Below are 16,495 nucleotides of genomic sequence, written 5' to 3'. Positions count from 1 at the left end.
GATGCATCCGCATTGCACCTCATACGCGAGTCCGGCAAACTGATAGCATCGTTTCTGGGGCGGCGTCGAAAATCAGGTGAGGCGTCCGAATGCAGCTGGGTCTGATCGGCTACTACAGCGACTTCGTGGTCTATCCCCTGGTGATCGCCATACTGGGGGTGGCCGGACTGATCGAGGCCGGAGAAGAAAGCGCGCCGGACTGGGTCGGCACGATGCTGATCTGCCTTGGCCTGTGGACGCTGATCGAATATGTGCTGCACCGTTTCGTGCTGCACCACGTCCCCTGGATCCGGGACCTGCACGACCGTCACCACGTCGAGGAGCGCAGTCCGGTGGGCACGCCGACCTGGCTCAGCCTGGGCGTGCATGCGCTGGTGGCGTTCCTGCCCGTCTGGATGGTCTCCGACTTCGCGACCGCCAGCGCGGTGAGTTGCGGGTTGATGCTGGGCTATCTCTGGTACATCAGCGTCCACCACATGATCCACCACTGGCATCCGGCCCATCCGAGCTATCTCTACACGCTCAAGCGCCGCCACGCGGTGCACCACCATATCGACGACAACGCCAATTTCGGCGTGACGTCGATATTCTGGGACCGGATTTTCGGCACCGCTAGGCTTTGACGTGGGGAACCTTTCGACCAGGCGACCAACTTCATTCGTGGTCTGCCGGGCGACGGGAAACGCCCAGCCTGAAATCCATATCAGGCCGAGCGATCTGGCCAGAATAACCAGATGAGCGCGGCGGCCATCAGAACCCAAATTCCGACTATGAATGCGAGGCCGCCGCGGCTGGTCGGCCTCGATCGGCGAATGGCCTCCGCGCGAAACTCCGCCATCAGATCGGCGGGGATCAACTTCACCGCGAGCAGGATGCCAAGCGGTACGATGATCAGATCGTCTAAATATCCGAGTACGGGAATGAAATCGGGTATCAGATCGATAGGACTGAGCGCGTAGGCGGCGACCATGCCGGCGGCAAGTTTGGCGTACCAGGGAACGCGAGGATCGCGGGCGGCCAGCCACAGGGCCATCACATCGCGCTTGATGGCTTTCGCCCATTGCTTTGCCTTGTCGAGGACAGTCACCCGGCAACTCTCTTTAGAAGGCCCCGAACATCGGCGTCTCCGCTCCTTCCCTCGATCATTGCAGCGATGTCGACGATCTGCAAACTGACCCCGCCGCGCAACGGGCGTGCCGTGAAGAAGGCCTATTGAAAGCCGGCGCTGGTGACGACCACCGCGCCGCCTGGTTCGGGACGTCGATCCGCAAAGCGTGAGCGACGGGGAGGGCTCCTCCGCTCACAATTCCTTCTCCGCTAGTTCCTGAATGCGTCGGGCAGCGAGCGGGCCGCTTCCAGGGCCACCGTACCTTAGCCGACCGCCTGTTTGCCGAAACGCTGACGGATCTTGTCGATAAGGCGGCCGAGGAGGCCTGGCCGGCGATTCATCGCCTCCCGGTTGGCCGCCTGTTTCTCCAGGTACCCCGCCAGCGCCAGGTCGTGGCGCTGCGGCGCGACCCGGTCCGGAGACCGCGACGTAAGCCAGGGATCGCCGTAGAACAGGAGCGGCCAGTCTGTTGGGTGCGGGAGCAACATGGTATTCTCCATGACAGTTGTCAGCAGCACCGTGCGTCACACCCGTCGGACTCGCGTTCGCGCCAGCGTGACGAAATCGTGAAAAGCGTCGCGCGACGCAGAAAGCCGGTTGAATTGGTATCGGCACCGGTAAAGGATTGCCGCTGAAGCTGTGGTGGATCCGATGGCGCGCCTCTCACTGTTGGGTGGGTTCGATTTCGCTGGCGGTGCCGTGGCCCCGTCCTTCACCCGCAAGGCGCGCGCCATGGTCGCCTATCTTGCGATCCATTCGGGGCATTCGCTCTCGCGCGAAAAGCTTGCCGCCCTGCTGTGGGGCGACACCGGCGAGCCGCAGGCACGCATGAACCTTCGGCAGGCTCTTTCTGTCGTGAGGAAGGCTATGCCCTCGGCCCATGGCATTCGCTTCCTGACCGATGGCGACAGCATCATGCTGGCGCTGGATGATCTCGATTTCGACGTCGCCCGGTTCGAGGTGCTGGCCGCCGAGGCGGCACCCGAGCAGCTTGAGCAGGCCATCAGCCTCTATCGAGGCGATCTCCTCGATGGCTTCAGCCTGAAGGAGGAACCCTTCGAGGACTGGCTGCGGATCGAACGCGCACGGCTGCGGGCCACGGCCGTCTTGGTGCTGGAAAAGCTCGTCGCGCATTACTTCGCGCAGAACGATCTGGCGTCCTGCGTGCAGGCGGCGACACGCTTGCTAGCCTGGGAGCCGCTGCGTGAAGACATCCACCGGGCCTTGATGCGGGCCTGTGCGGCCCAGGGCCGCGTCAATTTGGCGCTGAAACAATATGAGCTCTGCCGCGACGCCTTGCAGCGCCAGCTACGTGTTCAGCCGGAACCGGAAACGAGGCAGCTCTATGAACAGCTTCGCGCCCGACGCACAGCGTCGGCGGCCCCAGCAGCAGCCGGGCCGGTTGCGCCCGGTGCTCAGGCTGCATCGCCGCCGACCCACTATGTCAAATCGGCTGGCAGCAACATCGCGTATCAGGTAACGGGCAACGGCCCCGTAGACCTCATTTATGTGCCAGGCTGGGTTTCCAATCTCGACCTTGCCTGGGCATCGCCCAGGCTGGCGCATGTCCTGCACCGTCTCGGCTCTTTTTGCCGGCTGATCCGGATGGACAAGCGCGGCACCGGACTGTCGGATCGCAATGTCGGCCTGCCGACGCTCGAAGAGCGTATGGAAGACGTGCGCGCGGTCCTGGACGCGGTCGGTTCGAAGCGTACCGTCCTGTTCGGCAGCTCCGAGGGCGGCAGCATGTGCATGCTGTTTGCCGCGACCTATCCCGAACGCACGGCCGCCCTCATCTTGAACGGGACCTATGCCCGAGGCGTATGGGCGCCGGACTACCCCTGGGCCAAAACCAAGGCGCAGGTGGAAAGAGAACTCGTCGCCATCGAGCGCGAATGGGGAGAGCCGGCCGACCTCAGCAATGCCGCGCCCAGCCTGATGAACGATGCATTCGAGCGCGAATGGTTCGCGGCCTTCCTGCGCAATTCAGCTTCGCCCGCCGATGCGATCTCGCTGTGGTACTGGAGCACCGAAATCGACGTTCGGGAGATCCTGGGAGCCATCCACGTTCCAACGCTGATCCTTCAGAGAACGGGCGATCGCTGGGTCAAGGCCGAGGAGGGGCGCTACCTGGCGAAACACATACCGGGAGCGAGCTACATCGAGCTCGCGGGCAACGACCATGTCATCTGGGGGGAAGGCTCCGATCGCCTGATCGATGAGATCCAGTCCTTTGTCAGCGGCACCTTGCCGGCGGCACCCGGCGAGCGTGTGCTGGTCACCATTCTCTGCGTGGACATCACCTCGCCATCTGCGTCCCCCGATGGCCGGGATTTGAGGCGGGGATATGTCGACGCGATCTGCGATCAAGTCCAACTGGCCCAGGGCAGGGAGATACGGCGCAACGCGAATGGCCTCCTCGCTGCCTTCCAGCGTCCGACGCGGGCGATCCAATGCGCCATGGCGATCCGCGACGGTTTGAAGCCATCCGGCCTCGGCGTCCGTGCCGCGGTGCATATTGGCGAGTGCGAAAAGCAAGACGGTGATTTAACCGGCACCGCCATCGACCAAGCAGTGCTGATGCTCGACCAAGCCTTGCCGGGCGAGATCGTTACGTCGCGCACAATCCGCGATCTCGTGCCGGGCTCCGGCCTTGTGTTTACAGAGCGCGGCGGGACGGAAACAGGCGCCGTGCCGGGAGGCGGGCAACTCTATTGGGTCGGTGCAGCGTCGGCCCGACAGTAGCGAAGCGCCATGGTGTCGGTTGGCGCGCCGTCGGGGACAGTCCCTTTTCCACTCAAAGCTCCTTTTCCGCCAGCTCCCTGAATGCGTCGGGCACCGAGCGGGCCGCCTCCAGCGCCACCGTACCGTAGCCGACCGCCTGTTTGCCGAAACGCTGGCGGATCTTGTCGATGGCGCGGTCGGCGCCGAAGCGCGCGAGGCCTTTTTGGCTGCCCGGGCGGCGCTTCTCGTCGGCGAGGCCGAGCGGCAGGTCGAGCTGCAGTTCGGCGCTCTCCTCCAGGTGCGAGACCGAGATCGCCAGCAGCGAGATCGTTTTCTCCCGGGGATGCTCGGCGAGCACGCCGCGCACCAAATCCCCTGCGATCTCGGCCAGCATGGCGGTCGCCGAGATCGGCTGTTCCAGCGTGATCGAGCGCGTGACGGCGCTGAGATCGGCAAAGCGCACGCGCACGGTTACCGTGCGGCCGGGACGGTTCTTGGCGCGCAGCCGGCTGGCGACGCGATCGGCCAGATGCAGCAGTGTCGGCACGATCACTCGCGCCACGGCCGGCTTTTGCCCGAGCGCCGATTGCGCGCCGGCCGAGTGCGCCCGGCGCTTCGTCTCCAGCTTGCGCGGATCGCGGTTCCACGACAGCGCCGCGAGCTTTTCGCCGGCCGCGGGGCCTAGCAGCCGGGTCAGGGCGCCGCTGTGGGTCCGGGCCAGCTCGCCGATGGTCTCGACGCCGATCTCGGCCAAGCGCGCCCTGGTGGCCGGGCCGACGCCCCACATCAGCGAGACCGGCAAATCGTGCAGGAAGGCAAGCTCGGTGCCGGGCTCGACCACCACCAGCCCGTCTGGCTTGGCGACTTGCGAGGCGATCTTGGCCAGATGCTTGGTGCGAGCCACGCCGATCGAGATCGGCAGGCCGAGTTCGGCCCGCACACGGCCGCGGATCGCCGTCGCGATTTCCCGCGGGGAGCCGAACAGATGCGTGCAGCCGGCGACATCAGCGAAGGCCTCGTCGATGGAGATGCGTTCGACCACCGGCGTGAAATCGTCGAGCACCTTGATCGCCGCGTCGCCCAGCCGCTGGTAGTGGCTGAAATTGCCGCCGACGAAGATCAATTGCGGGCAAAGCTCGCGCGCCTTGCGTCCCGGCATGCCGCCGCGCACGCCAAAGGCGCGCGCTTCGTAAGAGGCGGCGAGCACCACGCCGCCGCCAACCGCGATCGGCTTGCCGCGCAGCGACCGGTCGAGCAGTTGCTCGACCGAGGCATAGAAGGCGTCGAGATCGGCATGCAGGATGGTGGCCGTCGTTTCCATCCTGTTCCGCTCATCCGCGATTGCTGATAGACAGGAACCTATAGTGAACAAACAGAGATCGTTGTCAATTGGGTCTTTGCTGCATCGGTGTCCTTTGGGCGTAACCGAGGCGCGTAAAGTGCCTCCTTTTCCCACAGGGCGGAGGAGGCAGCGCCACTTCCTAGACAACATGCTCCGCCCGCAGTGCCGCCTTCATCCGTTCCAGCGCCGGCTCGCCGCCGGCCGCCAGTTCGTCGGCGATACGGGCGAGTTTGTCGTCGGATTTGCGGTGCTTGCTGCCCCAGGCGCCGAGCGTGGCCAGCACAGGCAGGAGATCGATGCCGGCTTCGGTCAGCCGGTAGATCGCCTTCAGCCCGTGGCTAGGGTCGTCGCTGCGGGTGAGGATGCCTTCGTCCTGCAGCGTCTGCAGCCGCTCGGCCAATGTGCGCGAGGAGATGCCTTCATCGGATTGGAGGAACTCGCGAAAATGCTTTTTGCCGGCGAAGACCAGGTCGCGGATGATGAGCAACGTCCAGCGATCGCCGAGCAATTCCAGCGACAGGCTGATCGGGCAGCCGGATCTTTCACGCGTCGACATCTCTACGGTTCCATTTTTAAATCACTTTACTATTGACATCGTTCTTTCCATCAGTCAAATGCTTCCAAAAGTAAATCGTTGGGCCGCAACTTGGCCAGCAGGAGGACGTCATGAGTCAGGCCGTCGGGAAAATCAGCTCACCAAGAACCGTCGTGGTCATCGGGGCCACCAACGAGGTTGGCAAGGCGGTCGCCCAGGTCCTGACCGGGCGGGGGCATATTGTGCGCGGCGTGGCGCGCAGCCTGGGTGTCGCGCTTGACGATAACGACGCGCTCGCCTCCGCCTTTTCCGGTGCCGACAGCGCCTATGTAATGATTCCGTTCGACGTCACGGCGCCGGATCTTCATCGCTTCGAAGATGAAGTCAGCGAGCGGCTGGCGGCGGTGATCGCGAAGTCAGGCGTGCGCCGCGTCGTGCTGCTCAGCGGCCTCAACGCCCATCTCAGGATGGGAACTTCGCTCGGCGCCGCCTTGATGGAGGACCGGCTGGCGGCGCTCGGCCTCGACGAACTGGTGTTTTTGCGCGCCTCGTTCTTCATGGAGAACTTCGCCAAGGGCATGGGCTTTGTCCAGCAGGCCGCTTCCGGCATCTTCATGACGCCGTTCCGTGGCGATCTGCCGATGCCTTTGATTGCTGCCAGCGATCTCGGCCAGCGCGCCGCCGCCCTGCTGGACGCTACGCGTTTTCCAAGCGAGCGGATTATCGAATTGCATGGCGGCGGCTATTATACCTTCGAGCAGGCCACCACGATCCTGGGCAGCGCGATGGGGAGGCAGGTCACTTACAAGGCGGCTCCATTCACTGAGGCGCGCGCCGGGATGATCGCCAACGGTCTGTCACCGAGCTTTGCCGATGCGCTCGGCGAAACGGCGGCGAGTTTCAACAAGCGTGAACGCTGGGCACTTGAGGCACCGTCAATCCGCAACGCCACGCCGACCACTTTCGAGAGCTGGGCACAAGCCTTTGCCCGTTCGCAAAGCGCGGCGTGATCCTTCCTGCCTGGAATCCGGAAACGAGGAGAACCCCATGAAAAAGCTGATCCTTCAGATGCAGATGTCGGTCGACGGCTTTGTCGGTGCCAATGAGAACCACCCCTGGCAACTTTGGGGATGGGGCGACGACATCGGCTGGGACGAGGAACTGAAGCGTGATTTCAACGCGGTGTTTGCCGGCATCGACACCATCCTGCTCAGCCGCAAGATGGCTGAGGAAGGTTACCTCACCCATTGGGGCAACGCGGCGCGGAAATACCCGGCCGATCCGTTCTATGCCTTCGCCCAGCGTATCGTCGAAGCGCGCAAGGTGGTGCCGAGCGACAGGCTCGAGACCTCGCGATGGGAGCGCACGACGGTGGTGAGCGGCGACCTGCCGCGCGAGGTCAACGCATTGAAGGCGGGTGAGGGCGGCGACATGGCCGTCTTCGGCGGGGCCGGCTTTGCGTCGGCGCTGATCGCGGCCGGGTTGGTCGACGAGTTCCAGCTGTTCGTCAATCCGGCGGTGCTGGGCGCCGGCCGCCGGATCTTCGATGAGGGCGGGTTCCGAAACCTGCTTCTGCTTGGTTCGAAGGCTTATGCCTGCGGCATGGTGGTCAGCCGCTACGCGCCGGCGGGCTGATCGCCGGCGCGCAGGCCGCACGCCGGTAAAAAGACGTTTGGCCGGAATCCTTTGCCCACTTCTCTTCGTCTTCAAGGTGGGTCGCCGGAAGGGCGGCCACATCAATGCTGAATGGAGAGACAGATGATCCTGGTGACAGGCGCCACCGGCCTGAACGGCAAGGCAGTCGTGCGCGAGTTCGCGCGGCAGAAGCATCAAGTGAGGGCGCTGGTTCGCGATCTCAACGGGGCATCCGCGGCAGGGCTCGGCGGACTTGCCGGCGTCGAGCTGGTCGAGGGCGACATGCGCCGGGCGGAGACGCTTGGCGCGGCTCTCGATAGTGTCGATCGCGTGCTGATGATTTCGACCGCCGCGCAAGACATGGTCGAGACGCAGTGCCGTTTTATCGACGCCTGCAAGCAGGCCGGCGTCGCGCATGTGGTGAAGTTTTCCGGTGCCGAATCCAACATCGGCTATGACGCGACGAAGTTCCGCTTCACGCGCATGCATGAGCAGGTCGAGCGCTATCTCGAAGGAGCCGGCATGGCGTGGACGCATCTGCGCCCCAGCCAGTTCATGCAGGTCTATCTGCGCGACGCGCCGACCATCGCCGCCGAGGGCGCCTTCTATCTGGCGCTTGGCGGCACCGAACTGTCGCCGGTCGATGTCGAGGATATCGCCAAGGTCGCCGTCCGTCTGCTGCGCGATGGCGGCCATGAAGGCGAGAGCCTCGACATGACCGGACCCGAGGCGCTGACGATGAGCGACATCGCGGCGCGGATTTCGCAGGCGATCGGCAAGCCGGTCCGCTACGTCGACATCAGCCCGCAGGACCGCCGGCGCAACCTGCTGGCCGCCGGCGTCCCCGCCGACTTCGCCGATGCGCTGGACGAGCAGTTGACCGAGCGCCTGCGGCGGCCGAAATCGCGGGTGCATCTGGCCACCCACGAGATGTTCGGCGTGCGCGCAACGCCGTTCGTCGAATTCGCCCAACGCCACGCGGCAATGTTGCGGGGCGGGGCGTAGGCCGCCGAAAAAACGCGGGCCGGCACGTATCCTTTTTGCCTGCCCGTCCGTCTCTTGCCTGAAGGTCGCGCCGGACCGCGATCGGCCACCACGGAGAAACGGTCATGGCGAGCATGCAAAGTCAGGCAAACAGGAACCATTACGCCGCGCTCGCGGCCAATGCGGGCAAGTTGACCAGCCCGCAGGCGGTCATCGACTACAACGACGTCAATTGGACGGCGCTGACCGGCGAACCGGGCGGCGTCGATTATATCGAGGTCGATGCCGGCGGCGTGCCGGCGATGTGGATCGTGCCGAAGGGCGCCGACGAGCAGCGGGTGCTGTTTTACGCGCATGGCGGCGGCTTCATCGGCGGCTCGATCTACACCCACCGCAAGCTGGTCGGTCATCTCGCCAAGGCCATCGGCTGCCGGGCGCTGCTCTACGACTATCCGCTGGCGCACCAAGCCAAGCATCCGGCCCAACTCGAGGCCGCGACATCGGCCTGGGACTGGCTCGTCGACCAAGGCTTCGACCCCAAGCGGATCGTGATCGCCGGCGACTCCTGCGGCGCGGTGCCGACCTATGGCGTCCTGCAGCGGCTGCGCGCGCAAGGGCGGCCACTGCCGGTCGCCACGCTGATCATCTCCGGCTGGTTCGACATGGCGTTGACCGGCGCCAGCTACGAGACCAACCGCGACAAGGACCCGGCCTTCGCTAGGGAAGCCGTCGACTGGCTGGCGGCCAATTTCATCGGCGATGCCGATCGGCGCGATCCCGAAGTCAGCGCGCTCTACGCCGACCTCTCCGGCTTTCCACCCGTCTTCCTGCAGGTCGGCGCCGACGAGACGCTGGTCGACGAAAGCCGCATGTTCGCCGAGCGGGCGAGGCAGGCGGGCGTCGAGACGCGGCTCGACGTCTTTGACGGCATGCTCCACTCCTTCCAGATGATGGCAGGGCGGGCGCCGGAGGCCGATGACGCCATTGCCCGCTTCGCCGCCTGGGTGCGGCCGAGACTGGGGCTGCCGGCTCCCGGTGAGAAGACCAGCGAAAAGGCGGCGTGAGCATGCGGCGGCTGATCGTGTCGAGTTTCGTCTCGCTAGATGGCGTCATCGAGGCGCCGATGACGTGGGCGTCGCCATTCTTCGTCGGAGAGAATGTGGACCATGCCTTGCGGGCGCTTTCGAACGTCGAGTTCTTCCTGCTTGGCCGCGCCACCTACGAGATGTTCTTCGCGCGCTGGCCCGGGGCCAAGGGTCCGTACATGGACCGCATCAACGGCCTGAAGAAGCTGGTCGCCTCGACGACGCTGAAGACGGTGTCGTGGAATGCCGCGCTGATCGAGGGCGACGTCGCCGAGGCGCTCGCGGCGCTGAAACGCCAGCCGGGGGGCGACATCCTGAAATATGGCGTGTCGCAGCTCGACCGCACCTTGCTTTCCACTGGGCTGGTGGACGAGTATCATCTGTCGATCGTGCCGACATGGGTCGGGCAGGGCAAGCGCGCCTTCGACGACGTCGGGCCGATCGATCTCGAACTGGTCGACATCAACCGTTTTGCCAATGGCGTGGTGACCCTGACCTATGTGCCGCGATGAACCAGCAGATCCGCAAATCCCCCGACACGGCACGAGGCATGCGGGTCTGGCCTGAGCCCGACCGCGTGTTCGACCTGCGCTATGCCGCGTTCCTGGAGACGGTTTCGCACCTGCGCGCCAGGCTGCATCGCTATTGCGCCCGCATGACCGGCTCGGCGCTGGATGGCGAGGACATCATGCAGGAGGCGCTGTTCGAGGCCTATCGCAAGATCGAGCTGCTCGACGATGCGCAGGCGCTGCGGCCGTGGCTTTTCTGCATCGCGCATAACAGGTGCATCGATTTCATCCGCAATCGCCGCACGCGGCACGCGGCAGAGGCCTTCTATGCCGACGACGACGTGGTGCAGCCGGTCGAGCCGACCGGTCCGGGCGCCGGCCGCGCCATCGAGCGGTTGGTGGTGCATCTGCCACCGAAGGAGCGCGCCTGCGTGCTGCTCAAGGATGTCTTCGACCATTCGCTGGAGGAGATCGCCGAGATGGTCGGCTCGACACCGGGCGGCGTCAAATCGGCGCTCAATCGCGGCCGCGCCAAGCTCGCCGCTCTACCCGCGCAACCGGCCGCGGCGCCGCCACACGATCCCGAACTGGAGCGGCTGCTTGATCGCTATGTCGCGCTCTTCAACGCCAGGGACTGGGACGGCGTGCGGGCACTGACCAGCGCCGATGCACGCCTCCAGGTGTCGGACTGCTACAGCGGCTTGCTGTCGGGTTCGCCCTACTTCGTCGAATATGAGCGCAGCGAACTGCCCTGGCGCGTGCGGCCAGGCGCGTTCGAAGGGGAGATGGTGCTGGTCGTCGACAGGCAATATGGCGAGGTCTGGCGGCAGGCATATCTGGTCCGGATCGGCGCCACGGGCGGGGTGATCGACAGCATCAGCGACTATTATGCCTGCCCGTGGATCCTGGAGATGGCAAACGTGGAGGGGATCTATCCTGGCCTCCTCGCCGGTATCGTTTCCCTGCCTACTTCACCGAGTCCACCGCCGCCAGGATAACATCGGCGACTTCGCGGGGCTTGGCGAGCATGGCGACGTGGCTGGTCGGCAACTCGGTGACCTTGGCGCCGATCGCCTTCGCCATCGCGGCCTCGGCCGCCGGCGGGATCATTCCGTCGTGCCTGGCGACGATGTACCAGCTCGGCTTTGTCTCATACGCGGCCGCGGTGAGCTTTTCGTCGAAGATACCGGAGAAGGCTGGTCCCTGGGTGGCGGCGATCACCCCGATTTCCGCCGGCGGCAGGTCTTGCGCGAAATATTTGGCGACACCCTCGGCGCTCAACCTGAGATAGCCGCCGCTGTCGGGTTGCAGCGCGCTTGCCCAGGGCGGCGGCGGCTGACCCTTGCCAAGCTCGTTGATCGACACGCCCTTTGGCGGCGCGAATGCGGCGACGTAGACCAGCGCCTTGACCTTGTCGTTCACGCCGGCCTGGCTGATGACGACGCCGGCCCAGGAGTGACCGACGAGAATGACCGGACCCGGCTGGGCATCAATGACGCGCATGGTTGCGTCGACATCGGCGGCAAGCGAGCTCAAAGGATTTTGCACGGCCACCACATTGAGCCCCTTGGCCTCCAGCAAGGGAATGACCTTGCTCCAGCTCGATCCGTCGGCGAACGCGCCGTGCACCAGGACGACCGTTTTCTTCGGGACATCGGCGGCTGACGCCGGTGCTGTCGCCGTCAGGAGAACGGCGGTTCCCAGAGTCAGGAAATGCGTTAACGGCATAGAATGTCTCCCATTGTCGCGACGGGCCGCACCATTGCTGGGCGCGATCCCGTTCGGCTTCATCGTTACAAAGGTCGGCCCTGGCAGAGCCCGCGGTGGTCGCTGAAGCCGTGCTGTTACTTGGCGAGGAAATCTGTAATCAGCGTGACGGTGGCGTCCGGGTTTTCCTGCATGATCCAATGGCCCGATGCAGGCACGATGGCTCCGGTCACGTCACTGGCGACCAACCGCAAGATGTCGGCCTGCGTCGTGCCGGCCGATTTTTCCGCACCCGCCGCGAGCACTGGCATGGTCAGCTTGCCGCCCGTGGTGAGCATCGCCTGATTGTCGATCGCATCCTGGTCGAATGCCTTGAACTGCTCGAAGGCGTCGTGCATGGCATGTGGCCGGGCGTAAAGCTTGGCGTAGTGGACGCGCGTCGCCTCGTCGATCTTCTTGGGATCGGCCGACAATTCGTTGTAGAAGCGGTCGAGGTAGATGCGCTCGCGGCCCGCCACCAGCCGTTCCATGTCGGGGCCGCGGAAGTTGAAATGCCACAGCAGCGGGCTCTGCTTGATCTTGTCCCAGTCGCCTATGCCCGGCAGCGGCGCGTCGATGACAACCCATTTGGTGATGCGCTTCGGATACTGCGCGGCCAGCGCATAGCCGACCATGTTGCCGATGTCATGGGTGACCAGGTCGGCCTTGTCGATCTTCAGCGCGTCCATCACGCCGGCGATGTCGACGGCTTGGCTCTTCTTCGTGTAGCCGCCGTCGGGATGCGCCGAAAGGCCCATGCCGCGCAGGTCCGGCACGATCACGGTGTGGTCCTTCATCAACGCTATCGCAGCCGGCGCCCACATGTCGCCGGTGTCGGCGAAACCATGCAGCAGCACGACCGCCGGCCCTTGTCCGCCGACACGGACGTTCAGGCTGGTGCCGTTGGTCTCGATCGTCTGCGTCTTGAAGCCGGCCGGAAACGCGACAACGCGCGCGGAGGCCGGAACACTCATGGCCAGCAGACCAAGGACGACAACCAACGGACGAAACATGCTGCACTCTCCGAGCTTTTGTTCTGTGATCGCGGTATCGCGACCTGCACAATTATGGCACCATGTCCTTGATTTCGTTAGGTGGCTGTCGCCTGATGGTGAATTTGGGAAAGCCGAACAATGCTGAAGCTCGAATCGGCCGCCGCGTTTGTCGCCGTAGCGGAATCCGGTTCGATCAGCGAAGCGGCCAGGCGCATGAGCCTGTCGAAATCCGTCATCAGCGAGCGACTGTCGGAACTGGAGCGCGGCCTCGGCACAAAGCTGCTGGACCGCACCACCCGCAAACTCTCCATCACCGAGGCGGGACGAGGTTTTTACGAGCGCGCCAAGCGCATCATGCAGGAGGTGGCCGATGCCCGCGCCGAAATCGCCGAGCGCCGCGGCGAACTCGCCGGGCCGCTCAGGATATCGGCGCCGACCAGTTTCGGCATCCTCCATCTCGGCCCGGCGCTATATGGCTTCCTGGCCAAGCACCCGGGAATCGAACTGACGCTCGATCTCGAGGATCGTTTCGTCAGCATGGTGGCTGATGGCTACGATGCCATTGTGCGTCATGGGCCGGTCGTCGAAGATGGACCTGTCATCGTCAAGAAGCTGGCTTCCAGCCGTCGCTTCCTGGTGGCCTCGCCGGATTATACCGAGCAATTCGGGTTGCCCGTGACCATCGATGACTTGAAGCGCCACAAGGGTATCATCTATTCCATCCGAGGTGCCGCCGACTGGCGGTTCAAGATTTCGCGGCGGCTGGTGACGATCCGCCCGGAAACCGCGCTGCGCGTCAACAATGGGATTTTGATGCGCGACGCCGCGCTTGCCGGCCTGGGCCTGGCGCTGCTCCCCGCCTACTTCATCCGCACCGAGATCGCCGACAAGCGATTGACGGTCGTCGATGTGGGTGCGGAGCCTGAAGGAGCCACCATCTATATCGCCTGTCCCGAGGATCGGCGCGGATCCGCCAAACTGCGCGCACTTACCGCATGGCTGCGCAACGCTTTCGGCGATCCGCCCTATTGGGAGCATGAGCCGGCGCTCACTTCCCATCGTGAAAAATGATGCCGACCGTGTGGCGCATGCCGGAGCGCAGGCGGCTGACGCCGTGGCGCAGGTTGACGCGGTAATTGCCTTTCGTGCCCTGCACCGGCCGGTTGTGGACCGCGAAAGCCACCGCATCGCCCTGGCGCAGGGGCACCACTTCGACCCGGCTCTGCATGCGCGGCCGCTGTTCGGTCAGGGCGAATTCGCCGCCGGTGAAATCCTCGCCCGGTTCGGAAAGCAGGATTGCCACCTGCAGCGGGAAGGCAAGGTCGCCATAGAGGTCCTGGTGCAGGCAGTTGAAGTCGCCGGGCACATATTGCAGCAAAAGCGGTGTCGGCCTGACCTGGCCCGCGGCATGGCACTGGTCGAGAAACGCGCCATGCGTGGCGGGGTAGCGCATGGCGATCCCCATGCGCTCGTTCCACCGGTTGGCGACGTCGGCCAGCCTGGGGTAGAGCGCGCCGCGCAGGCCGCCGACCAGATCGGGCAAGGGATAGCGGAAATAACGGTATTCGCCCTTGCCGAAACCGTGCCTGGCCATGTGGATGTGGCTGCGGAAATGTTGCTCCTGGGGATAGAGGCCGGCGAGTTGCCGGCACTCATCGGCCGAGAGCAGCTTTTCCATCACCGCGCAGCCGAAGCTGTCGAGCTCGGTGGCGAGCGCCGGCCAGTCATAGGCGGCGATGCGTGTCTCGGCGGCTGCGACCAGCGATGGCGCGACCCTGGCGTCGGCGTTCATATCGCGGCCTCCCTTTCCAGCAAGGCGCGCTTGCGCTCGATGCCCCAGCGGTAGCCGGACAGCGAGCCGTCGGCGCGCAACACCCGGTGGCAAGGAATGCCGAGCGCGATGACGTTGGCGGCACAGGCCGTCGCCACGGCGCGGGCGCCGTCCGGCATGCCGAGGCGCCGGGCTAGGGCGGTGTAAGTGACGGTGGCACCGCATGGGATGGCGCGCAGCGCCTCCCACACGCGCTGCTGGAAGGGCGTGCCGTTGCGCATGTCGAGCGGCAGGTCGAGACCGGCGCCGGGCGTTTCGATGAAGCGCGCTATCGCCGCGAGATCATCGCGCAGGCCGGCCGCGTCTTCGAGCAGCACCCTGCCGGGGAAGCGGTTGGCGAGGTCCTGCCGCAACGTGCCGGCGTCGGAGCCGATGAGGATGGCGCAGACGCCGATGGGGCTGCGCGCCGCCAGGATGTTTCCAAGCGCGGACTGGCCGATGGCGTAGCTGATGGTGTCAAGGACGCTGGTGGTTGTCGCCTGCATATCGGTTTGAATGTGGTTCATTGCCTTCACTCCTGTCTATGCCTTGACCCTAACGAACTGGCCGGTGCCGCTCACTCCGATGCTTGCTTTCAAATTCAATCCAGGGGGCTGAACGGCGAAAGCAAGTGCGGTTTTGGACCGCCTCAAGCGACACGGGTGACGCCGACCTCGTCCAGCAAAAAAACTTCGCCTGATATCAGCCGCAGCTCGAACTCGCCGGTCGTCGTGCGGCTCCACTCGGCCTTGCCATCCTCGACAAGCGTGCCGATGACGGCCAACACCAGCGCCTTCGCGTCCTCCAGGCTGACGGCAGCGCCGTTGGCGACCTGACCGTTCGCACCGGTGGTGGAAGAACTGGCCATCGCGCGCATTGCCGTCAGGCCCGCGAGGACCGCGAGGCATTCTCCGCAGCATCGCCGGCCTCGCGGTCGAGCAGCGCGCGTTTGCGCTCGGCGCCCCAGGCATAGCCCGACAGGACGCCATCCTTCCTGATCACACGGTGGCAAGGGATGGCGACCGCGAGGGCGTTGGCGGCGCAGGCGGCGGCGACGGCGCGGGTTGCGTTCGGCGCGCCGATACGCCCCGCGATATCGGCGTAGGAGACGGTGCGGCCGGCCGGGATATCCCGCAGAGCTTGCCAGACACGCTGCTGGAAGGCGGTGCCGCGCACGTCGAGCGGCAGGTCGAGACCGAGCGCCGGCGCCTCGACGAGGCCAACGACGCGGGCCACCAGCGCCTCGTAGTCGCTGTCGCCACCGACCAGCCGCGCCTTGGGGAAACGGTCCTGCAGGTCGCGCACCAGCGCGTCGGGGTCCTGGCCGAGCAGGATCGAGGCGACGCCTTTCCGGCTCGATGCGACCAGGATGGTGCCGAGCGAGGTTTCGCCGACGGCGAAGCGGATCTCTTCGTTGGCGCCGCCGGCGCGATAGCGCGTCGGCGTCATGCCGAGCATGCCGGTCGATTTCTCGTAGAAGCGCCCGCTCGAATTGAAGCCCGCATCGTAGATCGCCGATGTCACGCTGACGCCGTTTTCCAAGCCCTGGCGGACCCGGGCGGCACGCCGGGCCGCTGCATAATCCTTCGGCGTCAGCCCGGTGACCGCCTTGAAAATGCGGTGGAAATAGCCGGGGCTGCGGCCGGCGGCATCGGCCAGTTCGATCAGCGACGGTTCAACCTCGCTCTGCCCGATCCTGCGGCAGGCATCGGCGATCATGGCGGCGTTGGCGACCTCGAGCGAAGGGCCGTCCGGATTGCAGCGCCGGCATGGGCGAAAGCCTGTCGCCCTCGCCGCCTGTAAAGTGTCGTGCAACTGGACATTGGCTGGGTTGGCGCGCCGCGACGGACAGGAGGGCCGGCAATAAACCCCCGTCGTCGCCACCGAATACCAGAATGCGCCGTCGGCCGACTTGTCACGGGCGACAATGCGCGCCCAGCGTGGATCGTCGGCCACCGGCAGCGGCGCGGGTTGCAGATGTTTGGCCAGGGTGATGAACATGGCCGGCATTGAAGCCGCCAA

19 protein-coding genes are annotated in these 16,495 nt (G+C 65.2%); 9 read left to right on the top strand and 10 right to left on the bottom strand.

Annotated features, from left to right (window positions below):
• Positions 1-89: 89 nt before the first annotated feature.
• Entirely contained in the window at positions 90-623 is a 534-nt protein-coding gene (locus LB571_RS18595) for a sterol desaturase family protein (protein WP_140716295.1), read from the top strand.
• Positions 624-703: 80 nt separating this feature from the next.
• Here the strand turns inward: LB571_RS18595 and LB571_RS18590 are convergent, their stop codons facing one another.
• Together LB571_RS18590 and LB571_RS18585 are read right to left on the bottom strand one after the other, a co-directional pair.
• Positions 704-1,087, bottom strand: coding sequence for a YkvA family protein (locus LB571_RS18590; protein ID WP_140716293.1), 384 nt, complete (start codon positions 1,085-1,087; stop codon positions 704-706).
• 284 nt (positions 1,088-1,371) lie between these two features.
• Positions 1,372-1,596, bottom strand: a complete 225-nt coding sequence (locus LB571_RS18585) for a hypothetical protein (protein ID WP_140716291.1) — start codon at positions 1,594-1,596, stop codon at positions 1,372-1,374.
• 163 nt (positions 1,597-1,759) lie between these two features.
• Between LB571_RS18585 and LB571_RS18580 the strand changes: the two genes are divergently transcribed.
• Positions 1,760-3,853, top strand: coding sequence for an alpha/beta fold hydrolase (locus tag LB571_RS18580; protein ID WP_224596732.1), 2,094 nt, complete (start codon positions 1,760-1,762; stop codon positions 3,851-3,853).
• A 52-nt stretch (positions 3,854-3,905) separates the two neighbouring features.
• Here the strand turns inward: LB571_RS18580 and dinB are convergent, their stop codons facing one another.
• Both dinB and LB571_RS18570 read right to left on the bottom strand, forming a co-directional pair.
• On the bottom strand, positions 3,906-5,153 hold the full coding sequence (dinB, locus tag LB571_RS18575) for a DNA polymerase IV (protein WP_224596730.1): 1,248 nt from the start codon (positions 5,151-5,153) through the stop codon (positions 3,906-3,908).
• Between the two features lie 160 nt (positions 5,154-5,313).
• Positions 5,314-5,730, bottom strand: a complete 417-nt coding sequence (locus LB571_RS18570) for a winged helix-turn-helix transcriptional regulator (RefSeq protein ID WP_015316982.1) — start codon at positions 5,728-5,730, stop codon at positions 5,314-5,316.
• A 110-nt stretch (positions 5,731-5,840) separates the two neighbouring features.
• On the opposite strand from LB571_RS18570, the gene LB571_RS18565 reads away from it, so the two are divergent.
• The 6 genes from LB571_RS18565 to LB571_RS18540 all read left to right on the top strand — a co-directional run bounded on the left by LB571_RS18565 (position 5,841) and on the right by LB571_RS18540 (position 10,920).
• Positions 5,841-6,719 carry an NmrA family NAD(P)-binding protein gene (locus LB571_RS18565; RefSeq protein ID WP_224596724.1) on the top strand — a complete coding sequence of 293 codons (879 nt, stop codon included), beginning with the start codon at positions 5,841-5,843 and terminating at the stop codon, positions 6,717-6,719.
• Positions 6,720-6,756: 37 nt separating this feature from the next.
• On the top strand, positions 6,757-7,344 hold the full coding sequence (locus tag LB571_RS18560) for a dihydrofolate reductase family protein (RefSeq protein WP_224596721.1): 588 nt from the start codon (positions 6,757-6,759) through the stop codon (positions 7,342-7,344).
• Positions 7,345-7,467: 123 nt separating this feature from the next.
• Positions 7,468-8,349 (top strand): SDR family oxidoreductase, encoded by an 882-nt coding sequence (locus tag LB571_RS18555; protein WP_224596718.1) that lies wholly within the window; start codon positions 7,468-7,470, stop codon positions 8,347-8,349.
• Positions 8,350-8,453: 104 nt separating this feature from the next.
• Positions 8,454-9,392, top strand: coding sequence for an alpha/beta hydrolase (locus LB571_RS18550; protein ID WP_224596715.1), 939 nt, complete (start codon positions 8,454-8,456; stop codon positions 9,390-9,392).
• 2 nt (positions 9,393-9,394) lie between these two features.
• Complete coding sequence (locus LB571_RS18545) at positions 9,395-9,925, top strand: dihydrofolate reductase family protein (RefSeq protein ID WP_224596712.1); 531 nt, start codon at positions 9,395-9,397, stop codon at positions 9,923-9,925.
• Positions 9,922-10,920, top strand: coding sequence for a sigma-70 family RNA polymerase sigma factor (locus tag LB571_RS18540; protein ID WP_224596710.1), 999 nt, complete (start codon positions 9,922-9,924; stop codon positions 10,918-10,920). The genes LB571_RS18545 and LB571_RS18540 overlap by 4 nt, the downstream gene beginning before the upstream one ends.
• Here the strand turns inward: LB571_RS18540 and LB571_RS18535 are convergent.
• Together LB571_RS18535 and LB571_RS18530 are read right to left on the bottom strand one after the other, a co-directional pair.
• Complete coding sequence (locus tag LB571_RS18535) at positions 10,889-11,650, bottom strand: alpha/beta fold hydrolase (RefSeq protein WP_140716277.1); 762 nt, start codon at positions 11,648-11,650, stop codon at positions 10,889-10,891. The two genes, LB571_RS18540 and LB571_RS18535, sit on opposite strands and share 32 nt — an antisense overlap.
• Before the next feature lie 116 nt (positions 11,651-11,766).
• Positions 11,767-12,681, bottom strand: a complete 915-nt coding sequence (locus LB571_RS18530) for an alpha/beta fold hydrolase (RefSeq protein WP_224596707.1) — start codon at positions 12,679-12,681, stop codon at positions 11,767-11,769.
• Between the two features lie 120 nt (positions 12,682-12,801).
• On the opposite strand from LB571_RS18530, the gene LB571_RS18525 reads away from it, so the two are divergent.
• Positions 12,802-13,734, top strand: coding sequence for a LysR family transcriptional regulator (locus LB571_RS18525; RefSeq protein ID WP_140716273.1), 933 nt, complete (start codon positions 12,802-12,804; stop codon positions 13,732-13,734).
• Here LB571_RS18525 and LB571_RS18520 read toward each other — a convergent pair.
• The 4 genes from LB571_RS18520 to ada all read right to left on the bottom strand — a co-directional run bounded on the left by LB571_RS18520 (position 13,712) and on the right by ada (position 16,474).
• The gene (locus LB571_RS18520; RefSeq protein ID WP_224596703.1) at positions 13,712-14,455 is read right to left on the bottom strand and encodes a 2OG-Fe(II) oxygenase; all 744 of its coding nucleotides are present in this window, start codon (positions 14,453-14,455) and stop codon (positions 13,712-13,714) included. The genes LB571_RS18525 and LB571_RS18520 overlap by 23 nt on opposite strands.
• Complete coding sequence (locus LB571_RS18515) at positions 14,452-15,000, bottom strand: methylated-DNA--[protein]-cysteine S-methyltransferase (protein WP_224596701.1); 549 nt, start codon at positions 14,998-15,000, stop codon at positions 14,452-14,454. The genes LB571_RS18520 and LB571_RS18515 overlap by 4 nt, the downstream gene beginning before the upstream one ends.
• Positions 15,001-15,122: 122 nt before the next feature.
• On the bottom strand, positions 15,123-15,341 hold the full coding sequence (locus LB571_RS18510; protein ID WP_224526894.1) for a hypothetical protein: 219 nt from the start codon (positions 15,339-15,341) through the stop codon (positions 15,123-15,125).
• 14 nt (positions 15,342-15,355) lie between these two features.
• Positions 15,356-16,474 (bottom strand): bifunctional DNA-binding transcriptional regulator/O6-methylguanine-DNA methyltransferase Ada, encoded by a 1,119-nt coding sequence (gene ada, locus LB571_RS18505; RefSeq protein WP_224597177.1) that lies wholly within the window; start codon positions 16,472-16,474, stop codon positions 15,356-15,358.
• Positions 16,475-16,495 lie beyond the last annotated feature (21 nt).

This window comes from Mesorhizobium sp. BR1-1-4, assembly GCF_020165375.1.
In the GTDB taxonomy this organism is placed as follows: Bacteria; Pseudomonadota; Alphaproteobacteria; order Rhizobiales; family Rhizobiaceae; genus Mesorhizobium; species Mesorhizobium australicum.
The sequence above is the reverse complement of the archived record's forward strand: the minus strand, read 5'-3'. Positions and strand labels throughout refer to the sequence as shown.